This window comes from Ruegeria sp. CDSC021 (genome assembly GCF_059610845.1).
In genome coordinates, this window is record NZ_JBXWOK010000001.1 from 901,919 (window position 1) to 926,599 (window position 24,681).

Genomic DNA, 24,681 nt, shown 5'->3' on the forward strand with positions numbered 1-24,681 from the left:
TCAGAGGGCCGAGCCCTCGACCTGGGCTTTCAGTCGATTCACTGCATTGGTTACTTCTTCGTAATGGGGATGTATAGCCAAGGCATGGGAATAGGCCGCAAATGCCTTTTCGGGCTGACCCAGAATCTCAAATATCAATCCAAGCCCGTAGATGGCCTCATAGTTGTTCGGGTTCAGCGTCAGAGCATGTTCCAGATCTGCGGCAGCCATCCCGAACCTTTCGATCCCAAAAAACGCAGAGGCCCGCGCGTGCCAGCCTTCGGCGAAATCAGGCGCGTGGTCTGTCAGGGCCGTCAAATGCTCGATCGCGGCATAGGTGTCACCATCATCCAGTGCTTCGCGCCCACGCTCCAGCAGCAGGTCGGCGGAGGCCGAACCCGATTGCGACCAGAGCGCCCGTAACTGGCGGTCGATTCCAGTCGCTTGGTCCGGTGTGGCCTGTGCAAGGTTCTGCAACAACTCGGCCTCGTCGCGGGAATCCTCCTGCTGCGCAAGGCAAGTGGAGGAAAACATGACTAGGACAAAAAGTGCCGCAACGGTACCTTTGAGATTGTTGATTGCATTGCTCATAACAAGTGTCAGTGTAGCGTTGCGACCGAGGATGTCCATTCACGGCGTACTAACAAAATGAGGAAGATCATGAGCGATTCATTGGAAAAAGCCGCAGCAGTGCTGAATGAGAAACTGTCGGGCGGCGATTTCGACGCATCGGCTAAATTTGCCATCGCGGATTTGGGCGCGATCGTAGTTGATGCAAGCGGCGCGCGCATCAGCGATGAAGAAACGGACGTGACTTTGAACGCTGATGCGGACACGTTCGAGCAAATTCTCAATGGTGATCTGGACCCGACAAGCGCCTTCATGGCCGGAAAACTGAGCATCGACGGCGACATGGGCGCGGCAATGAAACTCGCCTCGGCCCTGGCCTGATGGAATATGCGTCGGCCCCTTTGTTCGAAGACGTGGCTGGCGGCCCCGCTGGCGGTGTTGCACATTGGTTGAACACCGCCGACGGTACCCGAATTCGCGTGGCGCATTGGCGCCCCGAAGGTACAGCGAACGGGACTGTCATGCTGTTTCCCGGTCGCACTGAATACATCGAAAAATACGGTGATGCAGCGAGTGAATTCGTCAAGCGTGGCTTTGCCGTGCTGGTGATCGACTGGCGGGGTCAGGGATTGGCAGACCGGTTGCTTGACGATCCGCGGGTTGGCCATGTCAATAAATTCACTGACTATCAGCAAGACGTAGATGTGTCGCTAGAGCTGGCCACAAAGCTTGATCTGCCCAGGCCCTGGCATGTTATCGGCCACTCTATGGGTGGTGCCATTGGATTGCGGGCAGTTTTGGAAAACGATTGTTTTGCTACCTGTGTTTTTACCGGTCCGATGTGGGGGATTTTCTTTACGCCCCTTATGAAACCCATCAGCCGGTTGACCGCAAATTGGGCCCCGCGTCTGGGGTTTGGCGAAAAGACCCCCCCGACCACTTCACTGGACAGCTATGTTCTGACACAGCCTTTCGAAGGCAATAGCCTGACGCGCGATCCTGCCATGTACAAAATGATGCAGGATCATCTGGCCAAGTATCCCGAACTTTCCCTTGGTGCACCGTCGACGATCTGGCTGCGCGAGGCATTAGATGAATGCGACTGGTTGATGGTGCAGACTGCCCCAGCCGTCCCATGCCTGACATATCTTGGCTCCCACGAGCAGATTGTGGACCGCAAGGCCATCCGCGCACGCATGGCAAACTGGCCGAACAGCACGTTGATCGAAATTCCAGACGGTGAACACGAAGTCCTGATGGAACCGCCAGAGGTGCGCGACCCTGCATTTGACCAAATCGCCGCGCATTTCAAAGCTGCATAGACGGATCACCCCCTGGAACCGGCGCTTTCTCTTTGACTGTCCGCTTGTGATCCTCGCCGGTCGCGCCTAGATGTTTGCCAAAGCAGATTTTCGAGGTGATCCATGCGCGACCTTCCTTTTCCACTACGTGACGCAAACGCGGTCGGCGGGGCCGATAATCTTGGCAACCTGCCGGAATGGGATCTGACGGATCTCTATGCTTCGGAAGACGCGGCCGAGCTTGCGCGTGACCTGGACTGGTTGGAAACCGAATGCGCCGCCTTTGCCGCAGATTACGAAGGCAATTTGGCGGATCTTGATGCCCAGGGCTTGCTGACCTGCGTGTTGCGGAACGAAAAGATCAACTCGATCGCCGGGCGTATCATGTCCTTTGCCGGACTGCGCTATTATCAGCTGACAACCGACGCCGAACGCGCCAAGTTCCTCTCGGACATGCAGGAAAAGATCACTGTCTTTACCACGCCGCTGGTGTTCTTCACGCTGGAAATCAATCGCCTCGACGACGACGCGCTAAAAGCGCATTTCGACGCCAACACCGATCTGGCCCGTTACGAGCCCGTATTCCGCCGCATCCGCGCGATGAAACCCTATCAGCTATCTGACGAGCTTGAAAAATTCCTGCACGATCTGGGCGTTGTTGGCGATGCCTGGGAACGCCTTTTCGACGAGACCATCGCAGGCTTGACCTTTGATGTTGACGGAGAAGAGTTGAACATCGAAGGCACACTCAACCTGCTGACCGAGCAGGACCGCAGCAAACGCGAAGCGGCTTCTCGCGAATTGGCCCGCGTGTTTCAGGACAACGTCAAGACCTTCGCGCGCGTTCACAACACGCAGGCCAAGGAAAAGGAAATCGTCGACCGCTGGCGCAATATGCCGACCGCGCAAACTGGTCGTCACCTGTCGAATGACGTCGAGCCCGAAGTCGTCGAGGCCCTGCGCGAGGCGGTCGTGGCCGCCTACCCCAAGCTGAGCCACCGCTATTACGAGCTGAAACGCAAATGGCTAGGTCTGGATGTGATGCAGGTCTGGGACCGCAACGCGCCCCTGCCGATGGAAGACACGCAGATTGTCGGCTGGGATGACGCCGAGAAAACCGTGATGGATGCCTATGAGGCCTTTGATCCCCGTATGGGTGAAATCGCCGCGCCGTTCTTCTCGAAGGGTTGGATTGATGCGGCGGTGAAGCCGGGCAAGGCGCCAGGCGCATTTGCGCATCCCACCGTAACTGACGTCCACCCCTATGTGATGCTGAACTATCTTGGTAAGCCGCGCGATGTGATGACCCTGGCGCATGAGCTGGGCCATGGCGTTCATCAGGTGTTGGCCGCCGATCAGGGCGAGATGCTGTCATCCACCCCGCTGACGCTGGCCGAAACCGCTTCGGTTTTTGGTGAAATGCTGACCTTCCGCAAAATGCTGGACAAGGCCGAAACCCCTGAGCAGCGCAAGATTCTGCTGGCTGGCAAGGTCGAGGACATGATCAACACGGTCGTGCGCCAAATCGCGTTCTATGACTTCGAATGCAAATTGCACGCCGCACGCCGCGAGGGCGAGTTGACCCCGGACGACATCAACGCCTTGTGGATGAGCGTTCAGGCCGAAAGCCTCGGCCCCGCATTTGAATTCATGGAAGGGTATGAGACGTTCTGGGCCTATATCCCACATTTCGTGCATTCGCCCTTCTACGTCTACGCCTATGCCTTTGGCGACGGCCTCGTGAACGCGCTCTATTCCGTCTACGAAAGCGGCGCCGACGGGTTCGAGGACAAATACTTCGACATGCTGCGCGCCGGTGGGTCAAAACACCACAAAGAGCTGCTGGCCCCGTTCGGTCTGGATGCTAGCGATCCCAAGTTCTGGGACAAAGGCCTGTCGATGATCTCGGGCTTTATTGATGAATTGGAAGCGATGGAGGGCTGAAGTCGCCTGAAGCGGAGACGGTGATGTCTGCTTTGCGGACAAACCCGTCAGTCGGACATCAACGGGTAATCGACGCTTCCGGCGCAAAGCAGACATGCGCGATCTAGACAGCAAACTTCGGCTCGGCGCTTAACCGGTAATTCCATTTCCTTTCGAATACCTAATAAAAATCTTGCGTTCGCGCGGCTCGAAAAGAAGATGGCGACATTCCGGCTTTTTGTCGAAAAAATCGAGCGAAATGGGAGGGGTCGGGAAAGCCTAGATCAAAACCGATGTCACGGATCTGTCGATCGTCATGGGCCAAAGCTCGCTTTGCGATCTCGACCTTCGCGTCAGACACTACCCGTGTTATTGTGGTACCATAGTTCGCGAGTGTCGTTCGCAAAATTCCTCGAGAAACACCAAGATAGTCCAAAATCCCGGAGATCGTCAGGTCTCCCTGTCGATATCCGCGCTCGGCGGCGCGCGAGACTGCCGTGACCGCGGTCAGGGGCTCTACGGACGCGCCCTTGAGGGCCGGAACCTGCGCAAGCTTCGCGTTCATCGAAAAGGGCGTCACTAGCCAGGCGGAGGGAAACTGCAGTGCGAGCGCCGCGTCCGACCTCGTGATCCGGGCCCCCTTGTAGGCTGTGGGAATGGCTTCTGTATACGGTGTGAAGACAGTCACGTCAGATGGATCCCAAACCGGCTTCGCAACGTCTGACAAGAGCCGGAGATAGACCCCAACAAAGTAGCCCTCGGCATGTCCTGGATGTTCGCGCGACACTTGCACTCGTTCCACGAGGTACGTCGCAACCTCCGCGCGCACACGGAGCTCGAAGCGCACCGAACTAGCCTCCGTCGGGACGGCCATCGCAAGGCGGCTCAAAAACTCGCCGAACGTCTTGGCCTCCCGCGCAGCCTCATAAAAGGGCGGCCATTGTTCAATAGTCACACGTTCCCCTACGTGAACACCGAGATGCGGGTCACCTGCCACCTGGGCGAGCGCGTTGAGCAACGCATACATCTTCTCCGAAAAGACAAGTGCAGTCGGATCCGCCAGATCGCTTGGGGTGAGCGAATGCCGGGACAATACAGACGCATAGTCTACGAACTTCGTGTCGAGATACGCGGTGAACGGATGCACAAGCGCAAGCCGGACAAATCCATCTAGGTGTTGTGGTGGGCTGGTCAACGGTGATCTCACAAAGCCAAGGTGCCGAGTGGCCATTTTCATCTTCAGCTGGTCTCTGCGCAACACGAAAATGACCACCCTCGGTGCGCTGCGATGTGCTTAACTAGGGTATAGGAACTATACTGAAGGCCGACAAATGTTCAAAATGCGCAGTTTTCCATTTGTAATAATAGCGGGGCTTGGCACTATCTGGTTCAGTCAAGCTGCTGCAGAAGACAACCCGAACCGCATCCTCTTCACGAATGTGCACGTCTTTGACGGTGTAAACGAAGCACGCACCGAAAACGCGAACGTACTGGTGGTTGATAACCTGATCGCAGAGGTTTCCACTGATCCGATTGAAGCTGACGGAGCGATGATCATCGATGGTGATGGCAGGACACTGACGCCCGGATTTATTGACGCCCATACGCACATGTCTTTGATCGCACCATTCGACCAACTCGAAAACGAGTATACAGCGATCTACGTCGGCGCTGCCGCTGGCCAAATGGCGGAAGACATGCTGATGCGAGGGTTCACGTCCGTGAGGGATGCAGGGGGAGCGTCAATTGGTGTGCAGCGCGCAATAGACGATGGTTGGTTCCCGGGACCGCGCGTGTTTTCTTCTGGCGCATTTATCACGCAGACTTCAGGCCATCTCGACATGCGAGACCGTACGAACACTCATCATCACCTTGGCGGCGTTCAGAGCTACGCTGAAGAGATCGGGCACTTCCATGCCATCGATGGCGCAGATGAGATGTTGGCTGCCGCACGTCAAAACTTTAGAGGCGGAGCAACCCAGCTTAAGCTGGCGACCAACGGAGGGATCTCCGCGATATATTCACCTCTCGATATTGATCAGTTCACTGACGACGAACTTGAAGCCGCCGCCTTCGTGGCCGAGAGTTTTGGTTCGTACATTATGGTTCACGCGTACTACGACAATGCCGTCAGTCGTGCGATCGACTTCGGCGCAAAAAGCGTTGAACACGGCCATTTAATGACAGCCGAGGTCGCTCAGAAAATGGCGGAGAACGATGTGTACCTCGTTGTTGAAGCGCTTATGTCGACATCCAATCCGCCTGACACCTTCACTCCTGATCAGCGTGAAAAGTTTGGCCTAGCCAAATCCGGCTTTGAAACACTGGTGGAATTGGCGAAGCAGTATGAGTTGAAGGTCGCATTCGGATCGGACGTTTTTCTCTCGCAAGATGCCTACGATCTACAGGCTCAAGAGTGGGTCGCTCGAGCACCGTACTTCACACCATTCGAGAACCTACGTGCCGCAACTGGGATCGGAGGTGAAATCCTTGCTTTGTCAGGACCTCGCAATCGCTTCAGAGAAGGCCCACTGGGTGTGATCCAGGAAGGTGCCTACGCTGACATTCTCTTGATCGATGGAAACCCGTTGGAAGACATCACTATCCTCGCGGACTACGAGCGCAACATCGATTTGATCATGAAAGACGGTGTTATCTACAAACTCGACCCAACGGAGCACGAATGAAAAAACGAGTGTTTGGGCTTGCGGTTGCATTTTTCGCATTTGCCACGGCCGCCTCCGCTCAGTCCTTTGAGCATGATCTATCAGGTGCCGCTACGCCATGGACGCAGGAGCTAAAGGGCGATGATCCAAGCGACCTGACCTTCATCTTGCACTCTGATCTGACGGGCGGCGCACGTCCCGGCATCTTTGAATTGGCCGCACGGCAAATGGCGCTCCTGCGGCCAGAGTTCGTGATTAGCGTTGGTGACCTGATCGAAGGTGGCGGCGATCGGGAAGACTTGGTTGCCGAATGGGAAAGTTTCGATGCACGAGCCGCTTTGATCGGTGCGCCCTATATCTACGTCGGAGGCAACCATGACCTGTCTAGCGAGGCAGAACGTGCTGTTTGGGCGGACCGCTATGGTCCACCCTATTTCCATTTCCAGTTCAAAGATGTGCTCTTTCTCGTACTCGATACTGAGGATATGAGCGCAGAACGCAGGGAAACGCTCGCTGCACAACGTTCAGAAGCCGTTGAAATCTACAAAACCGATGGCCCCGATGCCTTCGCTGAAACCCTTTATGCCAACAGCGTGGAGCGGATCACTGGAGCGATTAGTAAAGAGCAGGGTGACTACTTTGTTGCGGCCATCAAGGAAAACCAGGACGCACGACATACATTCGTCATCACACACAAGCCCGCTTGGGAGGCCGAAGACACCGAGTTTCACCGCATAGAAGAGGCACTGGCGGACATGCCATACACTGTGTTCAACGGCCATGAGCATTTTTTTGAGTATCGAGAGCGGTTCGGGCGCGACTACATCCAGCTTGCGACAACGTCAGGTGAGCAGTTTCCCGAAAAGGGACTGTCAGAAGACCACATCATGCTCATTTCCGTTCGCGGTGACGAAGTTGAGCTGGTCAATTTGATGCTTGAAGGCATACGAGATCGGAAGGCCAAATACCCCGGCGCTGAGAATGAACCGTGCTTTGCAACCGAGAGGTGCTGAAGGTCTGCTAGGGGCTCTCAGCAGACATTCGAGAGTCAACAATAAGGAGCGCCTGATGTCGGCTCTGCGGACAAAGCGGACTTTGTCATCCGCAACAACTATCGCCATTCTGGATCGGGGGGCAAGGCACCGTGGCATAGGAGCAGTAGACACAACAGTCCCCTTCCAATGGCTTCAAGACCGCTGCGCAAGACTTGCATTCATAGAACCACTGGCAAGCATCCGTCGGCATTATTTCGCTTTCGCTGTGACCGCATTTCGGGCACGTCAGGGTGCTTTCAAGCACTACAGTTTGCTCTGTCATTGTTTCACATCTGCATTATCAGGTAATCGTTGATACGGGCCTCGTTATAGACGACGACCCAAGCTGACGCGGTGATTGCGGTAGTCCCCGAAAGCCACCATTTCAACTTTGTTAGTGAACCGCGCTGATAAGATACAAGCCACGATATAGCGACAAGCGCCGTCGATATCGCCAATACGTAGTAGCTTGCCGCCACGATCTTTCCGAAAATGGCTAGCCAACTGCCCCCCAGTCCCAGCAACATCATTGTCATGGGCAATACACAGCAAGTCGCGACGCCAAGTGCTGTCAGTGATCCCAGATAACTAACGCTAAGGTACTTCTGCATCTCATTCCCTTGATTAGTTGGAGTTGTCAAAGTGACTGCTTCTCGTATAACTTCTGTAGTCGCTACAGGATCAAGACGGGAAAACTCACATGTTTGCGATTGGGGAAGCATCCCGGCAAAGCGGTGTCGGCATTGAAACGATCCGCTACTATGAACGCGAAGGGATCGTGCCCAAACCAGAACGAGCACCTAATAACCGGCGGATGTACTCCGCGCACGATGTTGGAAGGCTTCGTTTCCTGAAAAAATGCCGTAATTTGGGCTTTCCACTAGCCGATACAAAGACGCTTCTAAGCCTGTCCGAAGGCGACGGAGAAGATTGCCGATCCGTAAAAGAACTGGCTGAGCTTCATATCTTCAATGTGCGTGAAAAGATAAACGAGCTGAAGCGATTGGAAGCAGCGCTGAACGAACTCACAGCCAACTGCGACAGCGGGAATGTCTCTTGTCCCATGCTCTCAAAACTGCGTACCGACTAGTGAAACTTTGGGCTCAAAGCAAACATAATAAACTCACCTCAACTGACTGTCCTTCGACCCGCGCCGGTTGATACCGCCGCGCATTTTGTGCGCCCCGTCACGTTCTTGCTGGCACTCGAGGCACAGTTTCACGCCCGGCAGTGCTGTGCGGCGGTTTTCTGGGATTGGTTCTTCGCATTCGGCACAATGGGTCAGGCTTTCGCCTACGGGCCGTTTCTGGGCCTGCATTCGGGCCAACTCATCCGAAATGGATGCCTCGATCTGTTCGCTTACTGCGCCGTCGCGCGCCCAGCCACCTGCCATCGGGATGCCTCCTGTTAAGGTGTTAGCCGATTTTGCGGCGATTCAAGAAGCGTGGCAAGTCATGGCAGCGCCACTGCATTCTCCAGCACACGGTCAATCACTTCCTGCGTGCCGCGTGAAAACTCAAGCGGGCACGGATATTCGGCACCCTCACGGACCGACCGACAAAAAGCTTCGACCTGCAGCTTATAGTGATCGTCCGCGGGGAAACGTGTGACCTGTATTTCCAGGCCGGGGCGGTGCAATTCGACACGCGCCTCTCCGAACACACGCGGATTGAACGGCGCAGTCAGCCGGATCATGCCGCGGTCGCCATGAAACACCATCTCTTGATGCGGATGCATTCGGATCGAGACATAGCTGGAATAGGTGAAATCCGGGAACTGAGCGCGAATCTCGGTAAAAGCGTCGACCCCATCCTCCCACCGGATGGCGGATTCGACCTGAACCGGCTCCTGCCCAGTGACAAAGCGCGCGCTGCCAATCACATAGACGCCAATATCACGCAACCCACCTCCGCCGGTCTCAGCCCGGTTGCGAATGTTTGCCGTATCTGCCCGGCTGTCAAAGCTGAACGCACCCGTCACATGGGCCAAATTCCCGATCGCCTTGTCGGCGATCAGCTTGCGTACAAACTTCCATTGAGGGTGTTGGACGATCATATAAGCCTCGACCGCCAACAATCCGGTCTCATCCCGTTTGTTGATCAATGGGGCAAATTCGGACACGGTCATAGCCATCGGCTTTTCACACAGCACATGTTTACCGGCGTCCAGTGCCTTAAGGCTCCATTCGACATGCAAATGGTTGGGCAGCGGGATATAAACGGCCTCAATCTGTGGGTCGTTCAGCAACGCATCATAGCTGTCATAAACCGTCAAATCCGGGCAAAAGGCCTGAAACGGTTCGGCTTTGGTGGGATCGGACGTCGCAAGGCCTGCCAGACGCGCGCCCTCAGCTGCGTGGATTGCAGGGGCCATATATTGCCGCGCGAATTTCGCAGCTCCCAATACGCCCCAATTCACCGGATTCTGCATCATGGACACCCCCTATGGCTTTGATCCGGTCTGTTGTAATCGCCCTCAGTCCGAGTGTCATTAGCGCTAACACAAATAGAAAACCCGGCACGACCAATGTCGCACCGGGTCCGTTCAATAAACGAAGAGGTCAGGCTGTGGCGAGCATCCCTTTTTCGCGGGCAAGCTCTCGCATCTTCTTCTGAAGTTTCTCAAAAGCGCGGACTTCAATCTGGCGAATGCGTTCGCGACTGACATTATACTGCGTACTCAGCTCTTCCAGTGTGACGGCCTGATCCATCAGGCGGCGTTGGGTCAGAATGTCTTTTTCCCGGTCATTCAAAACTTCAAGAGCAGCCGCCAACAGCTCGCGGCGGGCGTCGAGCTCATCGCGGGCCTCATAGTCGCCCGCCTGATCGGCATCCTCGTCCTCAAGCCAGTCCTGCCATTGCATGGTGCCTTCACCCTCGGACCCGACGGTCGCATTCAGAGAGGCGTCGCCACCGGACATCCGGCGGTTCATGCTGATCACTTCTGCTTCGGTCACACCAAGGTCATTTGCGATCCGGGCCACGTTTTCCGGACGCAGGTCGCCCTCTTCAAGCGCACCGATGCGTGCCTTAGCTTTGCGCAAGTTGAAAAACAGCTTTTTCTGCGCCGAGGTTGTACCCAGTTTGACCAAAGACCATGACCGCAGAATGTATTCCTGAATCGAGGCGCGAATCCACCACATGGCATAGGTCGCCAGCCGGAATCCTTTTTCCGGGTCAAACCGTTTCACGGCCTGCATAAGACCGACATTGGCCTCGGAGATCACTTCGGCCTGTGGCAGCCCATAACCGCGATAACCCATAGCGATCTTGGCCGCCAACCGTAGGTGGGAAGTCACCATTTTATGTGCAGCTTCAGTATCTTGCTTCTCAACCCAGCTTTTGGCCAGCATGTATTCTTCTTCTGGCTCCAGCAGGGGAAACTTCCGAATTTCCTGCATATAGCGGTTCAGCCCGCCTTCCGGCGTCGGCGCGGGGAGATTTGCGTAATTGGCCATGTTTCTTGTCCCTCCGACAAATGTTTAAGTCGTTAACATGGATATGGGAGGTCGTCCCGATCCGTTCAAGAGGTACCGTTAACAGTTTGAAATTAACGTTTGATAAAGGAAACCTAAGAAAACGTTATTCACGTAACTTTGCTTATTATGTCAGCGGTGTGCGCAGCTGTTCAATCAGATTTTCCATATCATCCGGCAACACAGCCTCGAAGCGAAGGTTTTCACCCGATATCGGGTGCTCAAAACCCAAAACCGCAGCATGAAGCGCCTGACGAGGAAAGTCTCGTACGGCCTCTGCGGCAGCCGCGCTAAAGGCTTTGGCTGCGAGTTTCCGCTTGCCCCCATAAACCGGATCACCGACCAGACCATGACCGGCATGGGTCATGTGAACCCGAATCTGATGCGTGCGGCCTGTTTCCAGCCAGCATTCGATCAGAGCCAGCCCTTGCGGGGCCCCAAACGTTTCGACCAGACGGGCGCGCGTGACAGCGTGGCGCCCACCGTGAAACAGCACAGCCTGTCGTTGCCGGTCTGTCTTGTGACGGGCCAGCTGAGTGGTGATCCGCATGATATTTCCGGGCTCAAAGCTGACACCTTTGACGCCGCGCAACCGGGGATCATTGGCATCCGGGACACCGTAACAGATGGCGCGATAATAGCGTTCTACACTATGCGCCTCGAACTGCGCGGCAAGCCCGTGATGGGCCGCGTCGGATTTGGCCACCACCAGCAACCCGCTGGTTTCCTTGTCGATACGATGCACGATGCCGGGGCGCTTTACGCCGCCTACGCCAGACAGGTCATCACCGCAGTGATGCAGCAACGCATTGACCAATGTCCCGTTCGGAGAGCCGGGCGCAGGATGCACGACCATACCCGCAGGTTTATTGACCACGATCAGGTCGGTATCCTCGAATACGACCTCCAGCGGGATGTCTTCCGGGCCGATATGGCTGTCTTCGGCCTCGGCCACAGTGATCGCCACCACTGCGCCTTCGACCACCTTGGCCTTGGGGTCGCGGGCGGCGGTTCCGTTGATCATCACGGCCCCCTCTTCGATTAACTTCCCCAATCGGGTCCGCGACAGGCTTTCCCCCGCTGGCACATCCCGGGAAAGCGCCTTATCAAGGCGGGGCGGCGGATCGGCCGCGATTTGAAACTCAATCTGGCGAGTGCCCATGACTGTCCCTTCCGAACCCCAAGAACCGCAGGAAACGCCGCAGCTTCGCCTGCTGCGGAGAATGGTCATGCTGCTGACCGCGGTGATGATTGGCGGGGTTCTAGTGACATTCGCACTGATTGTCATCCGGCTATCGGACCGGACCCCTACCCTGCCCGATCAGGTTGAGTTGCCCGTTGGCGCAAAAGCGCAGGCGGTCACCATTGGAAACAACTGGTTTGCAGTTGTGACTGATGACAATCGCATCCTGATCTTTGACAAAACCACTGGCCGGCAGCGCCAGGAAATTACCGTCGAATAAGGTCAACCCTCTAGCGCCATGCGAAACACGATCTCGGATGCCTGGCGCAGCGCCTGATATTCCGCGGCTGTGTCCCGGCGAAACGACTGATCATGCATGCTCAACCTGACAGGGGCAAAAAGCTGCGTCCGGTCGGGAAAGAACTCTTGATGAAAACTCACATCTTCATTTGCCACAAACGCGTCCAGCCAGGCGCGTTCATCCGGTTCAAGCACATCATTCTTACGCATCATCACGGGATCATCGACAGCCCGACGTCGCAACTGGCGACTTTTCTTGCGTCCCATGGCCCTTGTGACCACACCAAACGCCTCACACGCGGCCCTTGAATGCGAAGGATTGGACGATGTTTCGGTCTTGCTGCCCAAGGGCAGTTGGACGCCGATGCGATCCAGAAAATCATCGACAATGTTGCCATTGGCCATTTCAGAGCGCTCATACAGCATAGGCACCAACGAGACGCCCGGAAAAGCTGACCTTATCCGAGCCGCAGCGCTGGCAAAGCTGAAACGCTCAGGATGCGCACGTATCTCGTCCAGCTGGGTACGAATATATTCAGAGCCGCCCCCGGCAAGCCTGCCGTTCTTTGCCCTTTGTTTATAGTCGGCTTCGAAAAAGTCAGAATATCTACGGCAGTAGAAAGCAATCCTCATCTCACGCGCGGGGATCTCAGCGAAAATCTCGGCCAGTTTGTGCAGATCGACTGAATACAACATCTCAGACGATACCAAGCATGCCTTATCCTCATGCTCAGCATATTCCCTTGCCATCGCTTCGCGCAGGGCGGTGACCGGCTGTTCGGTTTGGTTCATGTGGAAGGCAATCAGGTTATGACTGCTGGCCAGACGCCCCTGCCCCTCGGTTCGCCTGCGGCCCGTTTCCATATAGTGTAATCCGGCCCCAGCCATCACTTGACCGTTTTTGCGAACAAACCCCTGTAACGCAGTCGACCCAGTCTTGGGCATTCCTATGTGTAGCCAGAGCATGAAACGTTCCTATTCGCCAAGCGACCTCAGGTCTCGGCCTTGGCTGAGAACCCGGCGGTCATCTGACGCATGAGGTCTTGCATCTCGGGTTGTTCGCGCAACTGGGCAACCTGTTGGCGATGCAGATCGCAGGTCATATGGTGCAGGCGGGCCGTCTCAGCGTCTGACAGCATTTCGTAATACAAAGCCCGTTTCCGATCGAGGATTGTGTCGATCGAGGTCTCAGTTTCGGCGTTTTGGTTCATCATGTTCCAATATTCCATCCCAAGGCTTTCCCCCAGATGATGGGCCCGACCACGCATTTTCTTGACCAGATAACTTTCACAGGATTTCAAAGCATAGTGATTGATCTGAACATGCTCGTACCCGACGGAGTCCCGCGCCGATCGCCAACTGGCAGTAAAATACCTTTCGGGCATCGGTTGACCGGATCCGTTGTACCAATGGCATTCTTCCATCGTTTCAACGGTCGGCCTTTTCGGTCGATGGACACCGAGCGCATCCCACAGGCCGCGTTGGAACATGGTCTTAAAGCCCCAAGCTTGCGGCGGTCGAAAAATACGCTCAGGTGCAGCTTGGCGAAACTGATCCGACAGGAAACGGTCCTCGTACCGAACAATGCCGGCGTTTCCGAATAGACGCCAAGTCATTGAAATCGTTTTTGCATCCGGCATGGCACCCGTCAGCGCACGCAATGTATGGTCGCCGGTTCTGACGTTAATATGTTCATCCGCGTCGATAACGATCACCCAATCCTGTGGACGGGCCACTTCCATTTTCAGAAAGGCGTTATAGGCGCGTTTTTGCGGGCTGGTCTGACGTCTCGAGTTGTTGTCGACATGCGTGACAATGCCAAGGTCATGCAATCGCTGCAGCAAGGCATCAGTACCATCGGTACAGTCATTGGTCATGACCACAATCTGGTCCACACCAATGGCACGATTATGGGCGATCCATTCAAGAACGAATGGTCCTTCGTTCTTCATAGGGGTAACGCTGATATATCGAGGATCCTGTTCGGCCATACCTGACTGCCCTGCTTGTTTTCATTGCCCCGGTGGTATCGGAGATTTGTTTAAGATTTTGACCGCAAACTACCGGTATTCAAGCCGGTCACCAAGAGAAATTCGTCTATTTTCCACCCGCACGTTTCAGCTGATTGGAATATCGTTTCAGGGTTGGGCACAGCGCGTGGGCCTTGGAAAGATGAACGCGCGCATTCTGCTTTTCACCTCGTTGCAGATATATCCTGCCGGCCTCGCCTTGAATCGCCGCTGTATTGTCATCCAGTTCCGCAGCCTGAATAATTTGGTTTTGCCCCTGTTCTTCGGCCCCGTTCCTTTCAAGGTATTGCCCCATCGCAAAGACCAGAAATGGGTTTCCCGGATCACAGGCCAACGCATCTGCCATGGCCAGCCTTCCGTTTACAAAATCTCCATCTTTCTCATACAGTTCGGCCAGTCGCTTTAAGTATAACGGGTTATCCGGAAGGCGCTTGGCCACTTTCCGCGCAATATCCAAAGACTGCGCCAAAGATGTATCTCCCAAATGCAAACGCAGCAAAGATTGGACCCCTTCAAAGCGCGGGTCTTCGCGGGAAATGCGAACGTCCTCGGGCAACTGAGTTGAGCTTTCCAGCCCGTCAGCCAAAGTCTGCAAACGGGATCTGTTGGAGGTTAGACGGCGCGCCCTTTGATCTACGGACAGACTAGCCCAATCCAATAGGATCAGGTCAAAATTACAGGGCAAGCGCACCAGAACTTTTCTTTGGGCAACGTGGGAATTATAGTTGAACCAAGGCCTCCGAATAATCTTTTGCATTGCCCAATCTATCGGCGGCATAGCGCGATGGGCGATTTGATCGCGATACAAAAGCCGAGAGCCAAATATGATGACATCCGGGCGCATTGGCTTGGTCCAGAACGCCCGGCTAAGCACTTGCGCTGCCATCCAGCGCTTTTTCTGCCCCCCCAAGATTGCTGCCTTTAGTGCCGTAGCGACTGCAAAATCTTCCGGCCAGATATGTGGGTTCTTCAGGGCCTCTTCCGTCAATTCCAACGCTTCAGCCCATCGGTTCAGGTAAAAGTAATTCAATGCCTGAAGCAGCGGCACAAAGGCATTATCAGAACCTGCATCCATCAGCGGCTGAACGAGTTCCAATGCCTCTTCAGCCCGATCTCCAGCGCCCAAACCATGAAGATAAAAGGACGCTTTGGAATAGATATGAGCGGCTTCTGAGAGATTCAGAAATTCTTCCGGGCCAAGGCGCAACCGTTCAATCATCTGTTCGTTGGCCTGGTTGATGTCCTTTTCCGCTAAAACATCCCGAAAAACCTTCCTTTGTTGCCCGGAAATCCGCGCTGCTGCCATGGAAAACGCCGAGATAAACGGTGCAATCACCTGATCCGCGCGCGACATGGTATAGAGTTCCAGAAAGTCTCGTTGTGCGCGGGTCAGACTGGAAAGATCCGCGATATCTGACATTTGCATAAGGTGCGGAAACTGCACTTGGAATCGAGCCACAAGCTCGGGCTGATCTGAAAACATGATCGCGGCACACCCTGCGTTTTTTTCAAGATGTGCCGCATACAGTTCTTCCGGTTCGATCTTTGCCGGCCAGGTCGTATGCTTCCACGGCAGACCATTCAGGATGTCGCCACGGCGAATGTGATAGGCCGACACCCCCTTGCCACTTAGTTTGGCATCTGCCTTTTCCATAATGTTCCGGATTTCATCCGTGAACCCGATCTGATGGATGAACTCTCGGTACCGGGGGCGGATCTGCTCGACATCTTCCCATTGAAAGGCCAGAACCTCAAAGCCTTCCTCGACGACAACAGAGCGGCCGGAATTCAGATGGGATATCAGCCGATCCGGTGTCGCATCGCCCTGAAACGACCAAATCGGCAGGGCGTTCTCGCCTAGAGCATCAAAGGATTCGGTGCTCAGGAAATGCTCATCCATCCACTCTTGTGAGAACAATTCTTGCGGCTGGTCCAGCTCTGGCGCATCCGCACCTTTGGGAAACCAGTTGACCCGATAGCTGGTGTCAAAATCCTCGGCCAACCGGATGCAGGTCAGCATCATCAGCAACCGGGCACCCATCCGGTCTTTGCGCTGGCCGATAAAGACCCCCTTTTCGGGCTTCATGAGGCTGCTTCGGCCAAGGCTGCGCGCCGCAGCCGTCGGAACCTCTGCCTTGCTTGCGTAACAAGCTGTGGGTGACGTTCGCCGCCAATCGCCTCGATCCCGCGCATATACAAAGGCAGTCGCCGCCGTGCCCGCATCATCCGGTAATAGGCCTGGGGTTCCAGTGTGCCGTCCATCGCCTCGAGCATAACCGGCTTCAGTATATCCAATTTGCGCAGCATCGGGGCCGCGAAATGGTTTGAAAACCATGTCTTCAGCAGCACGACATTATCGCCTTTCAATCGCGTCACCTGCTGGCGATCAAGATCAAAAAAGGGATCATAGAAAACGTAGGCTATCCCCACATTTTCAACGGTTTGCGCGGCATCGCTAAAGGGAAGATCCCAGTCTTGCACCTGCCCGAACCGATACCGGGTCTCCCACGGGACCAGCCGTTCATCCAGCGTTGTCTGCGGATTGAAAGCGATGACATTGGCGCCGGGAACAAGGGCCGAGAATGTCAGCGCTCCAAATCCGCCCATCGAAGCGCCCGCAAACACAACCTGATCAAACTGTGCAAAAAAACCCTGATCCGCTTGGGTCTGAAAATACGAGATGATCTCGGGATCGCGGTACCAAGCTTTGGTCCGCGCAAATATCCCCATATGGGACCAGCCTTCGTCACGGAAGAACTTCCAGCCCCAGGGTTCGCGGGAAAAAGACAGGTCGTTGGCATTGGCAATGTTGTCAAAGCTGACCACAAGCCGGGACGCAGACCTTTGGTGAAACAAAACCGAGTGTCTGTTCAGCTTTTGCAGAAACCCGGTCCCGTCCCCACCTGGATACAGCTCGACAAACCAAGGGGGCGCAGGGTCTGTCAGAATCCGTTCATACCCCGTCTTACGATCGGGGTGATCAGGCTTGAGCTGCTCTTTTGAAAGGTCTTCTGCCATGGTGATCAGACCAGATTTTCCGCAAGCCAGAGGCGGAAATCCACCCAGTCAGGCCGCAACTTGATCTCTGATATCTTGGTGCGATGCCAGTCACATGCCTGCGCGTGCAGGCGGCCGAGTTCTTCATCGGCTTTCAGTTCGGCCAGCAGTGGGGCCGCGCGATGCGCTGCTGGCAGTATCGAGTGATCTGTTTCTTTGTTGGCATTCATGTCCTGCCAATAGGCTTGCCCTTGGTCTACGCGGATATGATTGGTCCGGCCCCGATCCCTTTTGACCAGAAACCCATCCAAAGACCGGACGGAATAGTGATGAATCCGCCCCAGCGAATGATCAAATTTCCTCCATGCGCGCCACCCGACCTTCTCGGACGGAAACAGCCTGCCACCTGCATCGGACCAAGCGATTTCGCTTTCTTTCCCTTCTTCGACCCCTTTCGGGCGATGCGGGCCGAACCGCGTAAATTTTCCGTTGTTACGAAACAGGGTTTTCAGACCATAGGCCCGGCCGGAATGATACGGGAATTCCTGATCCCCCATCGAAAAGGACTCGGTCACAGGTTTGTCTTCAAAGCTGATATTCCCCGAACTACCAAACAATTTCCACGCGAATGAGATCGCATCCACCGGCTTTCCGGCCCGCTGTTCGGTTTCTGCGATCAGCGCCGCAAAGCTGTTGTCACCGCAGCGGATGTTCCAGAATTCATCAACATCCAGACACATCAGCCAGTCGGCCTCTTTCACTTTGGGCTGACGCCGCGCGCGCCGTAGCATCTGATGCTGCGGGTTTCCCCCTTCTTTGACCTCGTTCGGGACATGTGTGGCAAGACCCAATTCCTGCAGCCTGCGGGCAATGGCATCCGTGCCGTCTTCACAGCTATTGGTGAAGATCACAAAGTGATCGACTCCCAGTGTTTTGTGGAATGCTACCCATTCCAGCATATAGGGGCCTTCGTTCTTCATCGTCGTGAATACGGTGAGCGCCTGAGACATGTATTTCCTGCCATAACTTCTTTGCCCAAGTCATACACAACCCGGCAAGCACGAGCGAGATGGGATTTGGGTGCAAAAGAAATACTGCGCGAAACTGGTGCAAAGCTACACCCACTGGATAGGGATCATACTATTTCGAATGAATATCCAAGCGGTTGAAGCGGCTAACCTTAATCACGCCAAAATGCGCCCACTCTTTCTTTGGTTGCAGCAGGACGCATTTGGCTGGTTCAAGGTTAGTCGGTTCTGAATCGTCGTGAATCAGGTCAGAATCTCAGCGACAGACATGACATTCCGCCATCCAGTTTGGCGCATTCCACATTGTCGATTTCAACCACATCATAGCCGTTCTGGCGCAACATCTCGGTGGTACGCGGGAAGCCGGCCGGAGCCAGGACAAATTGGTTGAACCGGATCGAGTTTGCAGCGGCTTCTTCGCCTTCTGCCACATGCAGAACCCGATATCCTTCGAAGCACCCGGATGCGTCCAGCCGTTTCGTGGACAGGATGGTTTCCCCATCCAGCAACGAACAATCCGTTTTGAAGTGCAACACGCCCGGTGGTGTAAAAACCTCGCGTACGGTGTGGCCCCAGTCGGAAACGATTTCGGTCAGCTCTGCGACACCGGCCGCATCGGTCCGATCTGACCGGCCAACCAGAATTTCGCGACCCGTTACCAGAATGTCCCCGCCTTCAATATGGCCGGGCCCAGCGATCTGCCGAACCTCGTCATAAACGCCGCGGATTGTCGGCTCCATCTCGGCCACCTCACCCATGCGGCTGGGTGCACCGGGGCGCATCATCACCGCACCCTGAGGAAGACACAGTGTGGTATCTTCGACAAAGACGGCATCCGGATACGTCTCAAGGGGAGCCAGTTCGATAACCTCTGCTCCGGTTTTCTTGAGGGTTTCGACATAGTGCGCATGAGATGCAAGCATTCGGTCTAGGTCCGGCGTACCGATATCTTCTGCACGCAGACCATCGGTGATGGACGCTGCTGGGCGACGGGTGATCGCGCGCGAGAATTCATAGGTCGGGTCAGTCATTTTCGGTCTCACTTTTCATCAAGAGTGTGATTGGTTGGGCGCGCGGATTTCAACAAGCCGCGGGCCATCTTGGGATTGTGCAGACAACAAAGCTTGGGCCACGTCCAACGGGTCGGGGCCAGTGCGCCAGAACGGCATGCCGCAAGATCGGGCGACGCTTTCAAAATCCGGCGGGGTCGGATCACATCCCAGCACGGTCACGCCGACCGCCTGCATTGATGTGGCGATTTCCTGATAGCCGTGGTTGTTCCAGATCACGAAGGTGATCGGCAGTTTTTCATCAACGGCGCACATCAGCTCAGGAAGGCTGAACTGCGCCCCGCCGTCGCCTGCGATACAAATGACCGGAGCGTCAGGGTCCGCCAATGCAGCGCCGATCGCGGCGGGTATGCCATATCCAAGCGCTCCGAACCCGGTCGCGGCGTTGAACCACCCGCCGGGCCGATCATGATCGTAGTACAGGTTTCCTGCATAGATCGGATAAGCAGAATCGCCCACCATGATCGCGTTAGGGACTGCATCGCGCATGGCGTTCAGCACAGCCAGTAACGCCTGCATTTCCGGCCCGATTTCTTCGACCGCGTTCCGCCGCGAGGTAGCCGCGCGCGCGGCACCGTTTGCCGACTTGGGCGATGCGGCAAACCGATCCACAAGCTCGGCCGCTGCCATCGCCGCATCACCAACAATGGCAATGTCCGCCGCGTGGCGCTTCAGCTGATCGGGGCATAGGTCCACACGGATCAGGTATGGCATTTCAGCCATCGTGCCGGTGGCGTACATATCGTAGTCCGTCTGGCCCAGCTCAGTCCCCAAAGCCAGAACCACGTCGGCCTGTTCGATCAAAGCACGCACTGAATTCAGGCTCGGGCTTGCTGGTACACTCAACGGGTGATCGTACATCAACCCGCGCGCATTCACGGTTTGAACAACCGGCGCATCCAGCGCTTCGGCCAGCTGCCGGATCGACCTGCCGGCGCTGCGCCCACCTCCGCCGACCAGAATGACCGGCGCTTTTGCCGACCCCAGTAGCTTGGCAGCACGGTCAAGAAGCGCCGGATCAAGAGACTTATCGACGGGACCTTTCGCAGCATCGGTCGGACCAGCAAACTCGTCCCCCGCAACGTCTAGCGGGATTTCGATATGTGTTGGCCCTGGGCGACCGGATTGAAACAGGGCGAAGGCGCGGTCCAACGCGGCTGCTAGTTCAACTGACTTTTCAACTCGGTCCGATGACAGAGCGACTGTTCGCGCCATCGCTCGTTGATCCGGTAACTCATGCAAGTGACCAAGCCCTTTGCCAAGACTGGACAACGTGTTGACCCCCGACACCACCAGCATCGGAACGCTGTCTGCCCGAGCCTGCCCCATCGCCGTGAGTGTATTGGTCAGACCGGGGCCGGTAATCACAAAGGCCACGCCGGGCTTGCCGGATACCCTGGCATAGCCATCAGCCATGAACCCTGCCCCCTGCTCGTGTCGTGGGGTGACATGGCGAATGCCCGATGCGGCCAGCCCGCGGTACAGTTCGACCGTATGGACGCCGGGGATGCCAAACACGGTATCCACATCGCGCCTGACCAGTTGATCAACCAGCGCCTCACCAATGCTTGTCATGCGTTTTCCAGTTGCAGTTGGGTCGCGTGGGCAACGATCCGGTCACAGGCTTCGGTAAAGATCGCGTCGTCCACCGTCAGCGCGATACGGACCCAGTCATCAACCGTGTCACCGAAAGACGGCCCCGGCATCACCGCGACTTTGCCATGTTCGAGCAGATGAAAGGCGTACTCGTTTCCATTCATCCCTGTGGCCGAGACATCAATCATCGCAAACATACCTGCCTGTGGAAGATGCACACGCAGATGTGTCTCGTTCGGCAGCCTGTCGTTCAGCATCCGGGCGCGGCGGGCGTACCGTTGCGCCATGCCTTCAGCCACGGTTGAACCGTTGCGAATAGCCGTCTCGGTCATGTCGGCGATGAAGGGCTGATTTCCAAACAGCATGGTTTCCGACAGCGACAAAAGGCGCGCGGTAAATTCCTCGGGACCAATGCACCAACCGCTGCGGAATCCGGGGGCGGCATGGGATTTTGATATCGAAGAGACGACGATTACCCGATCCGCTAGCTCGGACCGCGACAGGGGTGAGGAAAACACAGATCCGTCAAAGATCAGTTCTTCATAAACCTCATCAGAAATGATCCATAGATCATGCTCGATAGCCAGCTTGCCGATTGCGTCGATGTCTTCGCGTGTCAGGATCGACCCGGTAGGATTATGCGGTGTGGTCAACAATAGCGCAGTGGTCTTCGCGGTAATCCTGTCCGCGATATCATCCGCAGAAATACGAAAACCGTTTTCCGGCCGCAATGGAACCGGCACAATATCCGCACCGCTTGCGCGTACCACACCTTGATAGGTTGCATACATCGGATCGCCCACCAGCACCTCACAACCCGCCTCGGCCACGCCCATCAGGACGGTAAAAAGCGAGGTCTGGGTGCCTGGAAAACACAGCACTTGATTATCCGTGATCGTGCGCCCGGATCTGGCCGAATAACGATCGGCCAGTGCAGAGCGCAGTCCAGCCTCACCACGCCCATTGGAGTAGGTGGTTCGCCCGGCGCGCAAAGCGTCCACAGCGCTTTCCACCAGTTCGGTGGGCGTTGGCACATCCGGCTCGCCAATGGTCAATTCGATGATATCCCGCCCCTGCTCGACAAGTTCTTTGGCCTTGAGATAAACTTCCCATTTGGCGCCACCCAGGCCGGCAAGGCGTTCGGTAATCGCTGTTTTCTTCATGTCTGCCTCTGCTCAAGATCCGTCAATTCAACACCGATAATTGCCCCAACCGAAGCCAGCCCAATCTTGGGCAGCTCATCCGGCTCAAAGGCGTATGGCAGGGCGCCGCCTTCCATCCACAAGCCGTCGACCACGGCGTTGCATGCGATAGCCAACCTGCGCAGTTCCGCCGGGCTGGCTGGTATGCCTACCTCGTTCAGCGCATCTGCAATGAGTGATTCCAAGCGGTCACGAAAATCCCGATATGTCTGTTCGTGGATCGCTTGCATTTTGTCGTCCGCCAGAACTTTGTTCAAAAAGCCCGCCCATAGGGACACTGACCCCGGATCGACCACCGGATGGGTCAGCCCGGTCGTTACAAACGTCGCCAGCCGCAATCTGGCTGTGCTATAATCTCCGTCTGCAGGGGCCGACGTCAAATCCGTCAGTCGCCGCATATGAAAGTCATAAGCTGCTGTAATTAAATCTTCTTTCGAAGAAAAATAGTGCCGGATCAGACCCTGAGTTACACTGGCCCGCTCGGCAATCGCCCGAACGGTCGCACCTTGCAAACCTTGCTCAGCTATCAAAGACAGCGTGGCCTGGATCAACGCCTCTTTGCGCTGCTCCGCGGGTTCTCGCTTGAATTTTGTTGCGTGATCCGACATCTATCTTTCCAGAAATTATAATTATACAGTTGCATAATTGTAGGGATTTGCTAAAGCTGCAAGTAAAAAAACGGTTGAGAGGGATGAAACTGCAAAATGAACGCTGACCCAGAAACCACGCCGGATGAAGCCATTCGGGTCACTGACTTGCACAAGTCTTTTGGCTCGCTCGAAGTTCTCAAAGGCGTTTCACTTACTGCCCATCAGGGTGATGTCGTCGCCATCATCGGAGGCAGCGGTTCGGGGAAATCCACGTTCCTTCGCTGTATCAATTTCCTTGAAACGCCCAGTTCCGGAGAAATCGTCGTAAACGGCGAGCCGATTGAGATGCGCCCGGATGGCACGCCTAAGGACCGGCGTCAGCTGGAACGCATCCGCACCCGACTGGCAATGGTGTTTCAGGCCTTCAACCTTTGGACCCACCGGACGCTGCTGGAAAATGTCATCGAAGTGCCCGTTCACGTGCTGAAAGTACCGCGGGACGAGGCGATCAAGCGCGCGCACCAGTTGCTGGAGCGCGTTGGGCTTGGCGACAAGGCGGATACCTTCCCTTCCTTTCTGTCAGGCGGTCAGCAACAGCGCGCTGCGATTGCGCGTGCTCTTGCCGTTGATCCCAGCGTAATGTTGTTTGACGAGCCAACCAGCGCGTTAGATCCTGAACTTGTTGGTGAAGTGCTGACCGTAATTCGCGATCTGGCGGCCGAGGGCCGAACCATGTTGCTGGTCACGCATGAGATGAAGTTTGCGCGCGAGGTTGCGACCCATGTTGTGTATCTTTTCGAAGGAAAGATTGAGGAACAGGGGCCACCCGACGAACTTTTCGACAATCCTAAATCCGCACGGCTGCAACAATTCCTAAAATCAGTCGGCTGAACGAACAAAATATCAAACAGGGAGAATATCAATGAAAAACAAAAAGCTAATCGTGGCCGCCATGGCTGCCGCTGTGCTTTCTGCCGGAACGGCAAGCGCAGATGAAGTCAAGATCGGGATCGCCGCCGAGCCTTATCCGCCGTTCGCATCGCTGGATGCGTCTGGCAAATGGGTCGGCTGGGAGGTCGAGGTTATTGATGCGGTCTGTGCCGCGGCCCAGCTTGAATGTGTGATCACTCCGGTTGCGTGGGACGGGATCATCCCATCACTGACCGGTCAGCAGATTGATGCACTGATGGCGTCGATGTCGATCACCGAAGAGCGCATGAAAACGATCGATTTCAGCGACCCTTACTACAACACTCCGGCCGTTATCGTCGCCGACAAGTCGATGGACATTGAACCGACACCAGAATCTCTGGCCGGTAAAATCATCGGCATTCAGGCGTCCACGATCCATCAGGCCTATGCCAACGAGCATTTCAAGGATGCGGCAGAAATCCGGGTGTATCAGACTCAGGACGAAGCCAACCAGGATCTGTTCGCCGGCCGTATCGACGCGACCCAGGCCGACAGCATCGCCATGGCAGATTTTGTCTCTTCTGACACTGGTGCCTGCTGTGAAATCAAAGGCGCGGTCGAAAATGACGTCTCGATCCTGGGTCGCGGCGTCGGCGCGGGTGTCCGCAAGGGCGATGACGCGCTGCGTGAAAAGCTGAATGCGGGTATCGCGGCAATTCTTGCCGACGGCACGCATGACGAAATCACCTCGCGCTATTTCACAGCCAGCATCTATAGCGAGTAAGGTTCGCCGTGGAAGCTATCCTCGAAAGCCTGGGTTTGGCC

Annotated in this window: 26 protein-coding genes; 9 read left to right on the top strand and 17 right to left on the bottom strand. The window is 55.7% G+C overall.

From position 1 onward, the window contains the following. Nucleotides 1–570, bottom strand: coding sequence for a tetratricopeptide repeat protein (locus AC2FGB_RS04480; RefSeq protein ID WP_416383904.1), 570 nt, complete (start codon nucleotides 568–570; stop codon nucleotides 1–3). Between the two features lie 69 nt (nucleotides 571–639). Between AC2FGB_RS04480 and AC2FGB_RS04485 the strand changes: the two genes are divergently transcribed. The 3 genes from AC2FGB_RS04485 (at nucleotide 640) to AC2FGB_RS04495 (ending at nucleotide 3,794) form a co-directional block, all read left to right on the top strand. Beyond that, nucleotides 640–930 carry an SCP2 sterol-binding domain-containing protein gene (locus AC2FGB_RS04485; RefSeq protein WP_142634424.1) on the top strand — a complete coding sequence of 97 codons (291 nt, stop codon included), beginning with the start codon at nucleotides 640–642 and terminating at the stop codon, nucleotides 928–930. After that, the gene (locus tag AC2FGB_RS04490; protein WP_496693286.1) at nucleotides 930–1,871 is read left to right on the top strand and encodes an alpha/beta fold hydrolase; all 942 of its coding nucleotides are present in this window, start codon (nucleotides 930–932) and stop codon (nucleotides 1,869–1,871) included. The genes AC2FGB_RS04485 and AC2FGB_RS04490 overlap by 1 nt, the downstream gene beginning before the upstream one ends. Before the next feature lie 102 nt (nucleotides 1,872–1,973). After that, complete coding sequence (locus AC2FGB_RS04495; protein WP_281972269.1) at nucleotides 1,974–3,794, top strand: M3 family oligoendopeptidase; 1,821 nt, start codon at nucleotides 1,974–1,976, stop codon at nucleotides 3,792–3,794. Between the two features lie 160 nt (nucleotides 3,795–3,954). Here the strand turns inward: AC2FGB_RS04495 and AC2FGB_RS04500 are convergent, their stop codons facing one another. Further along, nucleotides 3,955–4,968 carry a helix-turn-helix transcriptional regulator gene (locus tag AC2FGB_RS04500; RefSeq protein WP_496693287.1) on the bottom strand — a complete coding sequence of 338 codons (1,014 nt, stop codon included), beginning with the start codon at nucleotides 4,966–4,968 and terminating at the stop codon, nucleotides 3,955–3,957. 136 nt (nucleotides 4,969–5,104) lie between these two features. Here AC2FGB_RS04500 and AC2FGB_RS04505 point away from each other — a divergent pair, with 136 nt between their 5' ends. Together AC2FGB_RS04505 and AC2FGB_RS04510 are read left to right on the top strand one after the other, a co-directional pair. Next, nucleotides 5,105–6,460, top strand: coding sequence for a metal-dependent hydrolase family protein (locus AC2FGB_RS04505; protein ID WP_496693288.1), 1,356 nt, complete (start codon nucleotides 5,105–5,107; stop codon nucleotides 6,458–6,460). Further along, entirely contained in the window at nucleotides 6,457–7,452 is a 996-nt protein-coding gene (locus tag AC2FGB_RS04510) for a metallophosphoesterase family protein (RefSeq protein ID WP_496693289.1), read from the top strand. The genes AC2FGB_RS04505 and AC2FGB_RS04510 overlap by 4 nt, the downstream gene beginning before the upstream one ends. 85 nt (nucleotides 7,453–7,537) lie before the next feature. Here the strand turns inward: AC2FGB_RS04510 and AC2FGB_RS04515 are convergent, their stop codons facing one another. Continuing rightward, nucleotides 7,538–7,756: a GDCCVxC domain-containing (seleno)protein gene (locus AC2FGB_RS04515; RefSeq protein WP_271946496.1), complete on the bottom strand. Its 219-nt coding sequence runs from the start codon at nucleotides 7,754–7,756 to the stop codon at nucleotides 7,538–7,540. Nucleotides 7,757–7,760: 4 nt separating this feature from the next. After that, nucleotides 7,761–8,084 carry a hypothetical protein gene (locus AC2FGB_RS04520; protein WP_496693290.1) on the bottom strand — a complete coding sequence of 108 codons (324 nt, stop codon included), beginning with the start codon at nucleotides 8,082–8,084 and terminating at the stop codon, nucleotides 7,761–7,763. Between the two features lie 89 nt (nucleotides 8,085–8,173). Between AC2FGB_RS04520 and AC2FGB_RS04525 the strand changes: the two genes are divergently transcribed. Then, complete coding sequence (locus AC2FGB_RS04525) at nucleotides 8,174–8,563, top strand: MerR family transcriptional regulator (protein ID WP_271946491.1); 390 nt, start codon at nucleotides 8,174–8,176, stop codon at nucleotides 8,561–8,563. Between the two features lie 33 nt (nucleotides 8,564–8,596). Here the strand turns inward: AC2FGB_RS04525 and AC2FGB_RS04530 are convergent, their stop codons facing one another. The 4 genes from AC2FGB_RS04530 to AC2FGB_RS04545 form a co-directional block, all read right to left on the bottom strand. Beyond that, nucleotides 8,597–8,866, bottom strand: coding sequence for a DksA/TraR family C4-type zinc finger protein (locus AC2FGB_RS04530; RefSeq protein WP_271946490.1), 270 nt, complete (start codon nucleotides 8,864–8,866; stop codon nucleotides 8,597–8,599). Nucleotides 8,867–8,925: 59 nt separating this feature from the next. After that, nucleotides 8,926–9,903 (bottom strand): Gfo/Idh/MocA family protein, encoded by a 978-nt coding sequence (locus tag AC2FGB_RS04535; protein ID WP_496688211.1) that lies wholly within the window; start codon nucleotides 9,901–9,903, stop codon nucleotides 8,926–8,928. A gap of 130 nt (nucleotides 9,904–10,033) precedes the next feature. Then, nucleotides 10,034–10,930 (bottom strand): RNA polymerase sigma factor RpoH, encoded by an 897-nt coding sequence (rpoH, locus tag AC2FGB_RS04540; protein WP_142634432.1) that lies wholly within the window; start codon nucleotides 10,928–10,930, stop codon nucleotides 10,034–10,036. Nucleotides 10,931–11,075: 145 nt separating this feature from the next. After that, nucleotides 11,076–12,110: an RluA family pseudouridine synthase gene (locus AC2FGB_RS04545; protein WP_496687596.1), complete on the bottom strand. Its 1,035-nt coding sequence runs from the start codon at nucleotides 12,108–12,110 to the stop codon at nucleotides 11,076–11,078. On the opposite strand from AC2FGB_RS04545, the gene AC2FGB_RS04550 reads away from it, so the two are divergent. After that, nucleotides 12,109–12,411 carry a DUF6476 family protein gene (locus AC2FGB_RS04550; RefSeq protein ID WP_496687594.1) on the top strand — a complete coding sequence of 101 codons (303 nt, stop codon included), beginning with the start codon at nucleotides 12,109–12,111 and terminating at the stop codon, nucleotides 12,409–12,411. The genes AC2FGB_RS04545 and AC2FGB_RS04550 overlap by 2 nt on opposite strands. A gap of 2 nt (nucleotides 12,412–12,413) precedes the next feature. On the opposite strand, the gene AC2FGB_RS04555 is transcribed toward AC2FGB_RS04550, so the two are convergent. The 9 genes from AC2FGB_RS04555 to AC2FGB_RS04595 form a co-directional block, all read right to left on the bottom strand. After that, a complete protein-coding gene (locus tag AC2FGB_RS04555; RefSeq protein ID WP_496710082.1) occupies nucleotides 12,414–13,376 on the bottom strand; it encodes a hypothetical protein in 963 nt (320 codons plus the stop codon). Nucleotides 13,377–13,423: 47 nt separating this feature from the next. Next, nucleotides 13,424–14,422: a glycosyltransferase family 2 protein gene (locus AC2FGB_RS04560; protein ID WP_271946483.1), complete on the bottom strand. Its 999-nt coding sequence runs from the start codon at nucleotides 14,420–14,422 to the stop codon at nucleotides 13,424–13,426. A 106-nt stretch (nucleotides 14,423–14,528) separates the two neighbouring features. Continuing rightward, nucleotides 14,529–16,547 carry a hypothetical protein gene (locus tag AC2FGB_RS04565; RefSeq protein ID WP_496693292.1) on the bottom strand — a complete coding sequence of 673 codons (2,019 nt, stop codon included), beginning with the start codon at nucleotides 16,545–16,547 and terminating at the stop codon, nucleotides 14,529–14,531. After that, on the bottom strand, nucleotides 16,544–17,479 hold the full coding sequence (locus AC2FGB_RS04570; RefSeq protein WP_496687585.1) for a hypothetical protein: 936 nt from the start codon (nucleotides 17,477–17,479) through the stop codon (nucleotides 16,544–16,546). The genes AC2FGB_RS04565 and AC2FGB_RS04570 overlap by 4 nt, the downstream gene beginning before the upstream one ends. A gap of 5 nt (nucleotides 17,480–17,484) precedes the next feature. Continuing rightward, the gene (locus AC2FGB_RS04575; RefSeq protein WP_496687582.1) at nucleotides 17,485–18,468 is read right to left on the bottom strand and encodes a glycosyltransferase family 2 protein; all 984 of its coding nucleotides are present in this window, start codon (nucleotides 18,466–18,468) and stop codon (nucleotides 17,485–17,487) included. A gap of 266 nt (nucleotides 18,469–18,734) precedes the next feature. After that, entirely contained in the window at nucleotides 18,735–19,517 is a 783-nt protein-coding gene (locus tag AC2FGB_RS04580) for a dimethylarginine dimethylaminohydrolase family protein (protein WP_281972275.1), read from the bottom strand. Between the two features lie 18 nt (nucleotides 19,518–19,535). Further along, nucleotides 19,536–21,131 (bottom strand): 5-guanidino-2-oxopentanoate decarboxylase, encoded by a 1,596-nt coding sequence (locus AC2FGB_RS04585; RefSeq protein ID WP_496693293.1) that lies wholly within the window; start codon nucleotides 21,129–21,131, stop codon nucleotides 19,536–19,538. After that, on the bottom strand, nucleotides 21,128–22,315 hold the full coding sequence (locus AC2FGB_RS04590) for a pyridoxal phosphate-dependent aminotransferase (RefSeq protein WP_496687578.1): 1,188 nt from the start codon (nucleotides 22,313–22,315) through the stop codon (nucleotides 21,128–21,130). Before AC2FGB_RS04590 ends, AC2FGB_RS04585 begins: the two co-directional genes overlap by 4 nt. Next, nucleotides 22,312–22,962 carry a TetR/AcrR family transcriptional regulator gene (locus AC2FGB_RS04595; RefSeq protein WP_281994769.1) on the bottom strand — a complete coding sequence of 217 codons (651 nt, stop codon included), beginning with the start codon at nucleotides 22,960–22,962 and terminating at the stop codon, nucleotides 22,312–22,314. Before AC2FGB_RS04595 ends, AC2FGB_RS04590 begins: the two co-directional genes overlap by 4 nt. A gap of 96 nt (nucleotides 22,963–23,058) precedes the next feature. Between AC2FGB_RS04595 and AC2FGB_RS04600 the strand changes: the two genes are divergently transcribed. Both AC2FGB_RS04600 and AC2FGB_RS04605 read left to right on the top strand, forming a co-directional pair. After that, complete coding sequence (locus AC2FGB_RS04600) at nucleotides 23,059–23,835, top strand: ABC transporter ATP-binding protein (RefSeq protein ID WP_142634458.1); 777 nt, start codon at nucleotides 23,059–23,061, stop codon at nucleotides 23,833–23,835. 31 nt (nucleotides 23,836–23,866) lie between these two features. Continuing rightward, complete coding sequence (locus AC2FGB_RS04605; protein ID WP_281994770.1) at nucleotides 23,867–24,640, top strand: transporter substrate-binding domain-containing protein; 774 nt, start codon at nucleotides 23,867–23,869, stop codon at nucleotides 24,638–24,640. Nucleotides 24,641–24,681 lie beyond the last annotated feature (41 nt).

Coding starts and splice junctions, on each gene's coding strand:
- AC2FGB_RS04480 (WP_416383904.1), bottom strand. CDS start 570: ATGAGCAATGCAATCAACAATCTCAAAGGTACCGTTGCGGCACTTTTT.
- AC2FGB_RS04485 (WP_142634424.1), top strand. CDS start 640: ATGAGCGATTCATTGGAAAAAGCCGCAGCAGTGCTGAATGAGAAACTG.
- AC2FGB_RS04490 (WP_496693286.1), top strand. CDS start 930: ATGGAATATGCGTCGGCCCCTTTGTTCGAAGACGTGGCTGGCGGCCCC.
- AC2FGB_RS04495 (WP_281972269.1), top strand. CDS start 1,974: ATGCGCGACCTTCCTTTTCCACTACGTGACGCAAACGCGGTCGGCGGG.
- AC2FGB_RS04505 (WP_496693288.1), top strand. CDS start 5,105: ATGTTCAAAATGCGCAGTTTTCCATTTGTAATAATAGCGGGGCTTGGC.
- AC2FGB_RS04510 (WP_496693289.1), top strand. CDS start 6,457: ATGAAAAAACGAGTGTTTGGGCTTGCGGTTGCATTTTTCGCATTTGCC.
- AC2FGB_RS04515 (WP_271946496.1), bottom strand. CDS start 7,756: ATGACAGAGCAAACTGTAGTGCTTGAAAGCACCCTGACGTGCCCGAAA.
- AC2FGB_RS04520 (WP_496693290.1), bottom strand. CDS start 8,084: ATGCAGAAGTACCTTAGCGTTAGTTATCTGGGATCACTGACAGCACTT.
- AC2FGB_RS04525 (WP_271946491.1), top strand. CDS start 8,174: ATGTTTGCGATTGGGGAAGCATCCCGGCAAAGCGGTGTCGGCATTGAA.
- AC2FGB_RS04530 (WP_271946490.1), bottom strand. CDS start 8,866: ATGGCAGGTGGCTGGGCGCGCGACGGCGCAGTAAGCGAACAGATCGAG.
- AC2FGB_RS04535 (WP_496688211.1), bottom strand. CDS start 9,903: ATGCAGAATCCGGTGAATTGGGGCGTATTGGGAGCTGCGAAATTCGCG.
- rpoH (WP_142634432.1), bottom strand. CDS start 10,930: ATGGCCAATTACGCAAATCTCCCCGCGCCGACGCCGGAAGGCGGGCTG.
- AC2FGB_RS04550 (WP_496687594.1), top strand. CDS start 12,109: ATGACTGTCCCTTCCGAACCCCAAGAACCGCAGGAAACGCCGCAGCTT.
- AC2FGB_RS04545 (WP_496687596.1), bottom strand. CDS start 12,110: ATGGGCACTCGCCAGATTGAGTTTCAAATCGCGGCCGATCCGCCGCCC.
- AC2FGB_RS04555 (WP_496710082.1), bottom strand. CDS start 13,376: ATGCCCAAGACTGGGTCGACTGCGTTACAGGGGTTTGTTCGCAAAAAC.
- AC2FGB_RS04560 (WP_271946483.1), bottom strand. CDS start 14,422: ATGGCCGAACAGGATCCTCGATATATCAGCGTTACCCCTATGAAGAAC.
- AC2FGB_RS04565 (WP_496693292.1), bottom strand. CDS start 16,547: ATGAAGCCCGAAAAGGGGGTCTTTATCGGCCAGCGCAAAGACCGGATG.
- AC2FGB_RS04570 (WP_496687585.1), bottom strand. CDS start 17,479: ATGGCAGAAGACCTTTCAAAAGAGCAGCTCAAGCCTGATCACCCCGAT.
- AC2FGB_RS04575 (WP_496687582.1), bottom strand. CDS start 18,468: ATGTCTCAGGCGCTCACCGTATTCACGACGATGAAGAACGAAGGCCCC.
- AC2FGB_RS04580 (WP_281972275.1), bottom strand. CDS start 19,517: ATGACTGACCCGACCTATGAATTCTCGCGCGCGATCACCCGTCGCCCA.
- AC2FGB_RS04585 (WP_496693293.1), bottom strand. CDS start 21,131: ATGACAAGCATTGGTGAGGCGCTGGTTGATCAACTGGTCAGGCGCGAT.
- AC2FGB_RS04590 (WP_496687578.1), bottom strand. CDS start 22,315: ATGAAGAAAACAGCGATTACCGAACGCCTTGCCGGCCTGGGTGGCGCC.
- AC2FGB_RS04595 (WP_281994769.1), bottom strand. CDS start 22,962: ATGTCGGATCACGCAACAAAATTCAAGCGAGAACCCGCGGAGCAGCGC.
- AC2FGB_RS04600 (WP_142634458.1), top strand. CDS start 23,059: ATGAACGCTGACCCAGAAACCACGCCGGATGAAGCCATTCGGGTCACT.
- AC2FGB_RS04605 (WP_281994770.1), top strand. CDS start 23,867: ATGAAAAACAAAAAGCTAATCGTGGCCGCCATGGCTGCCGCTGTGCTT.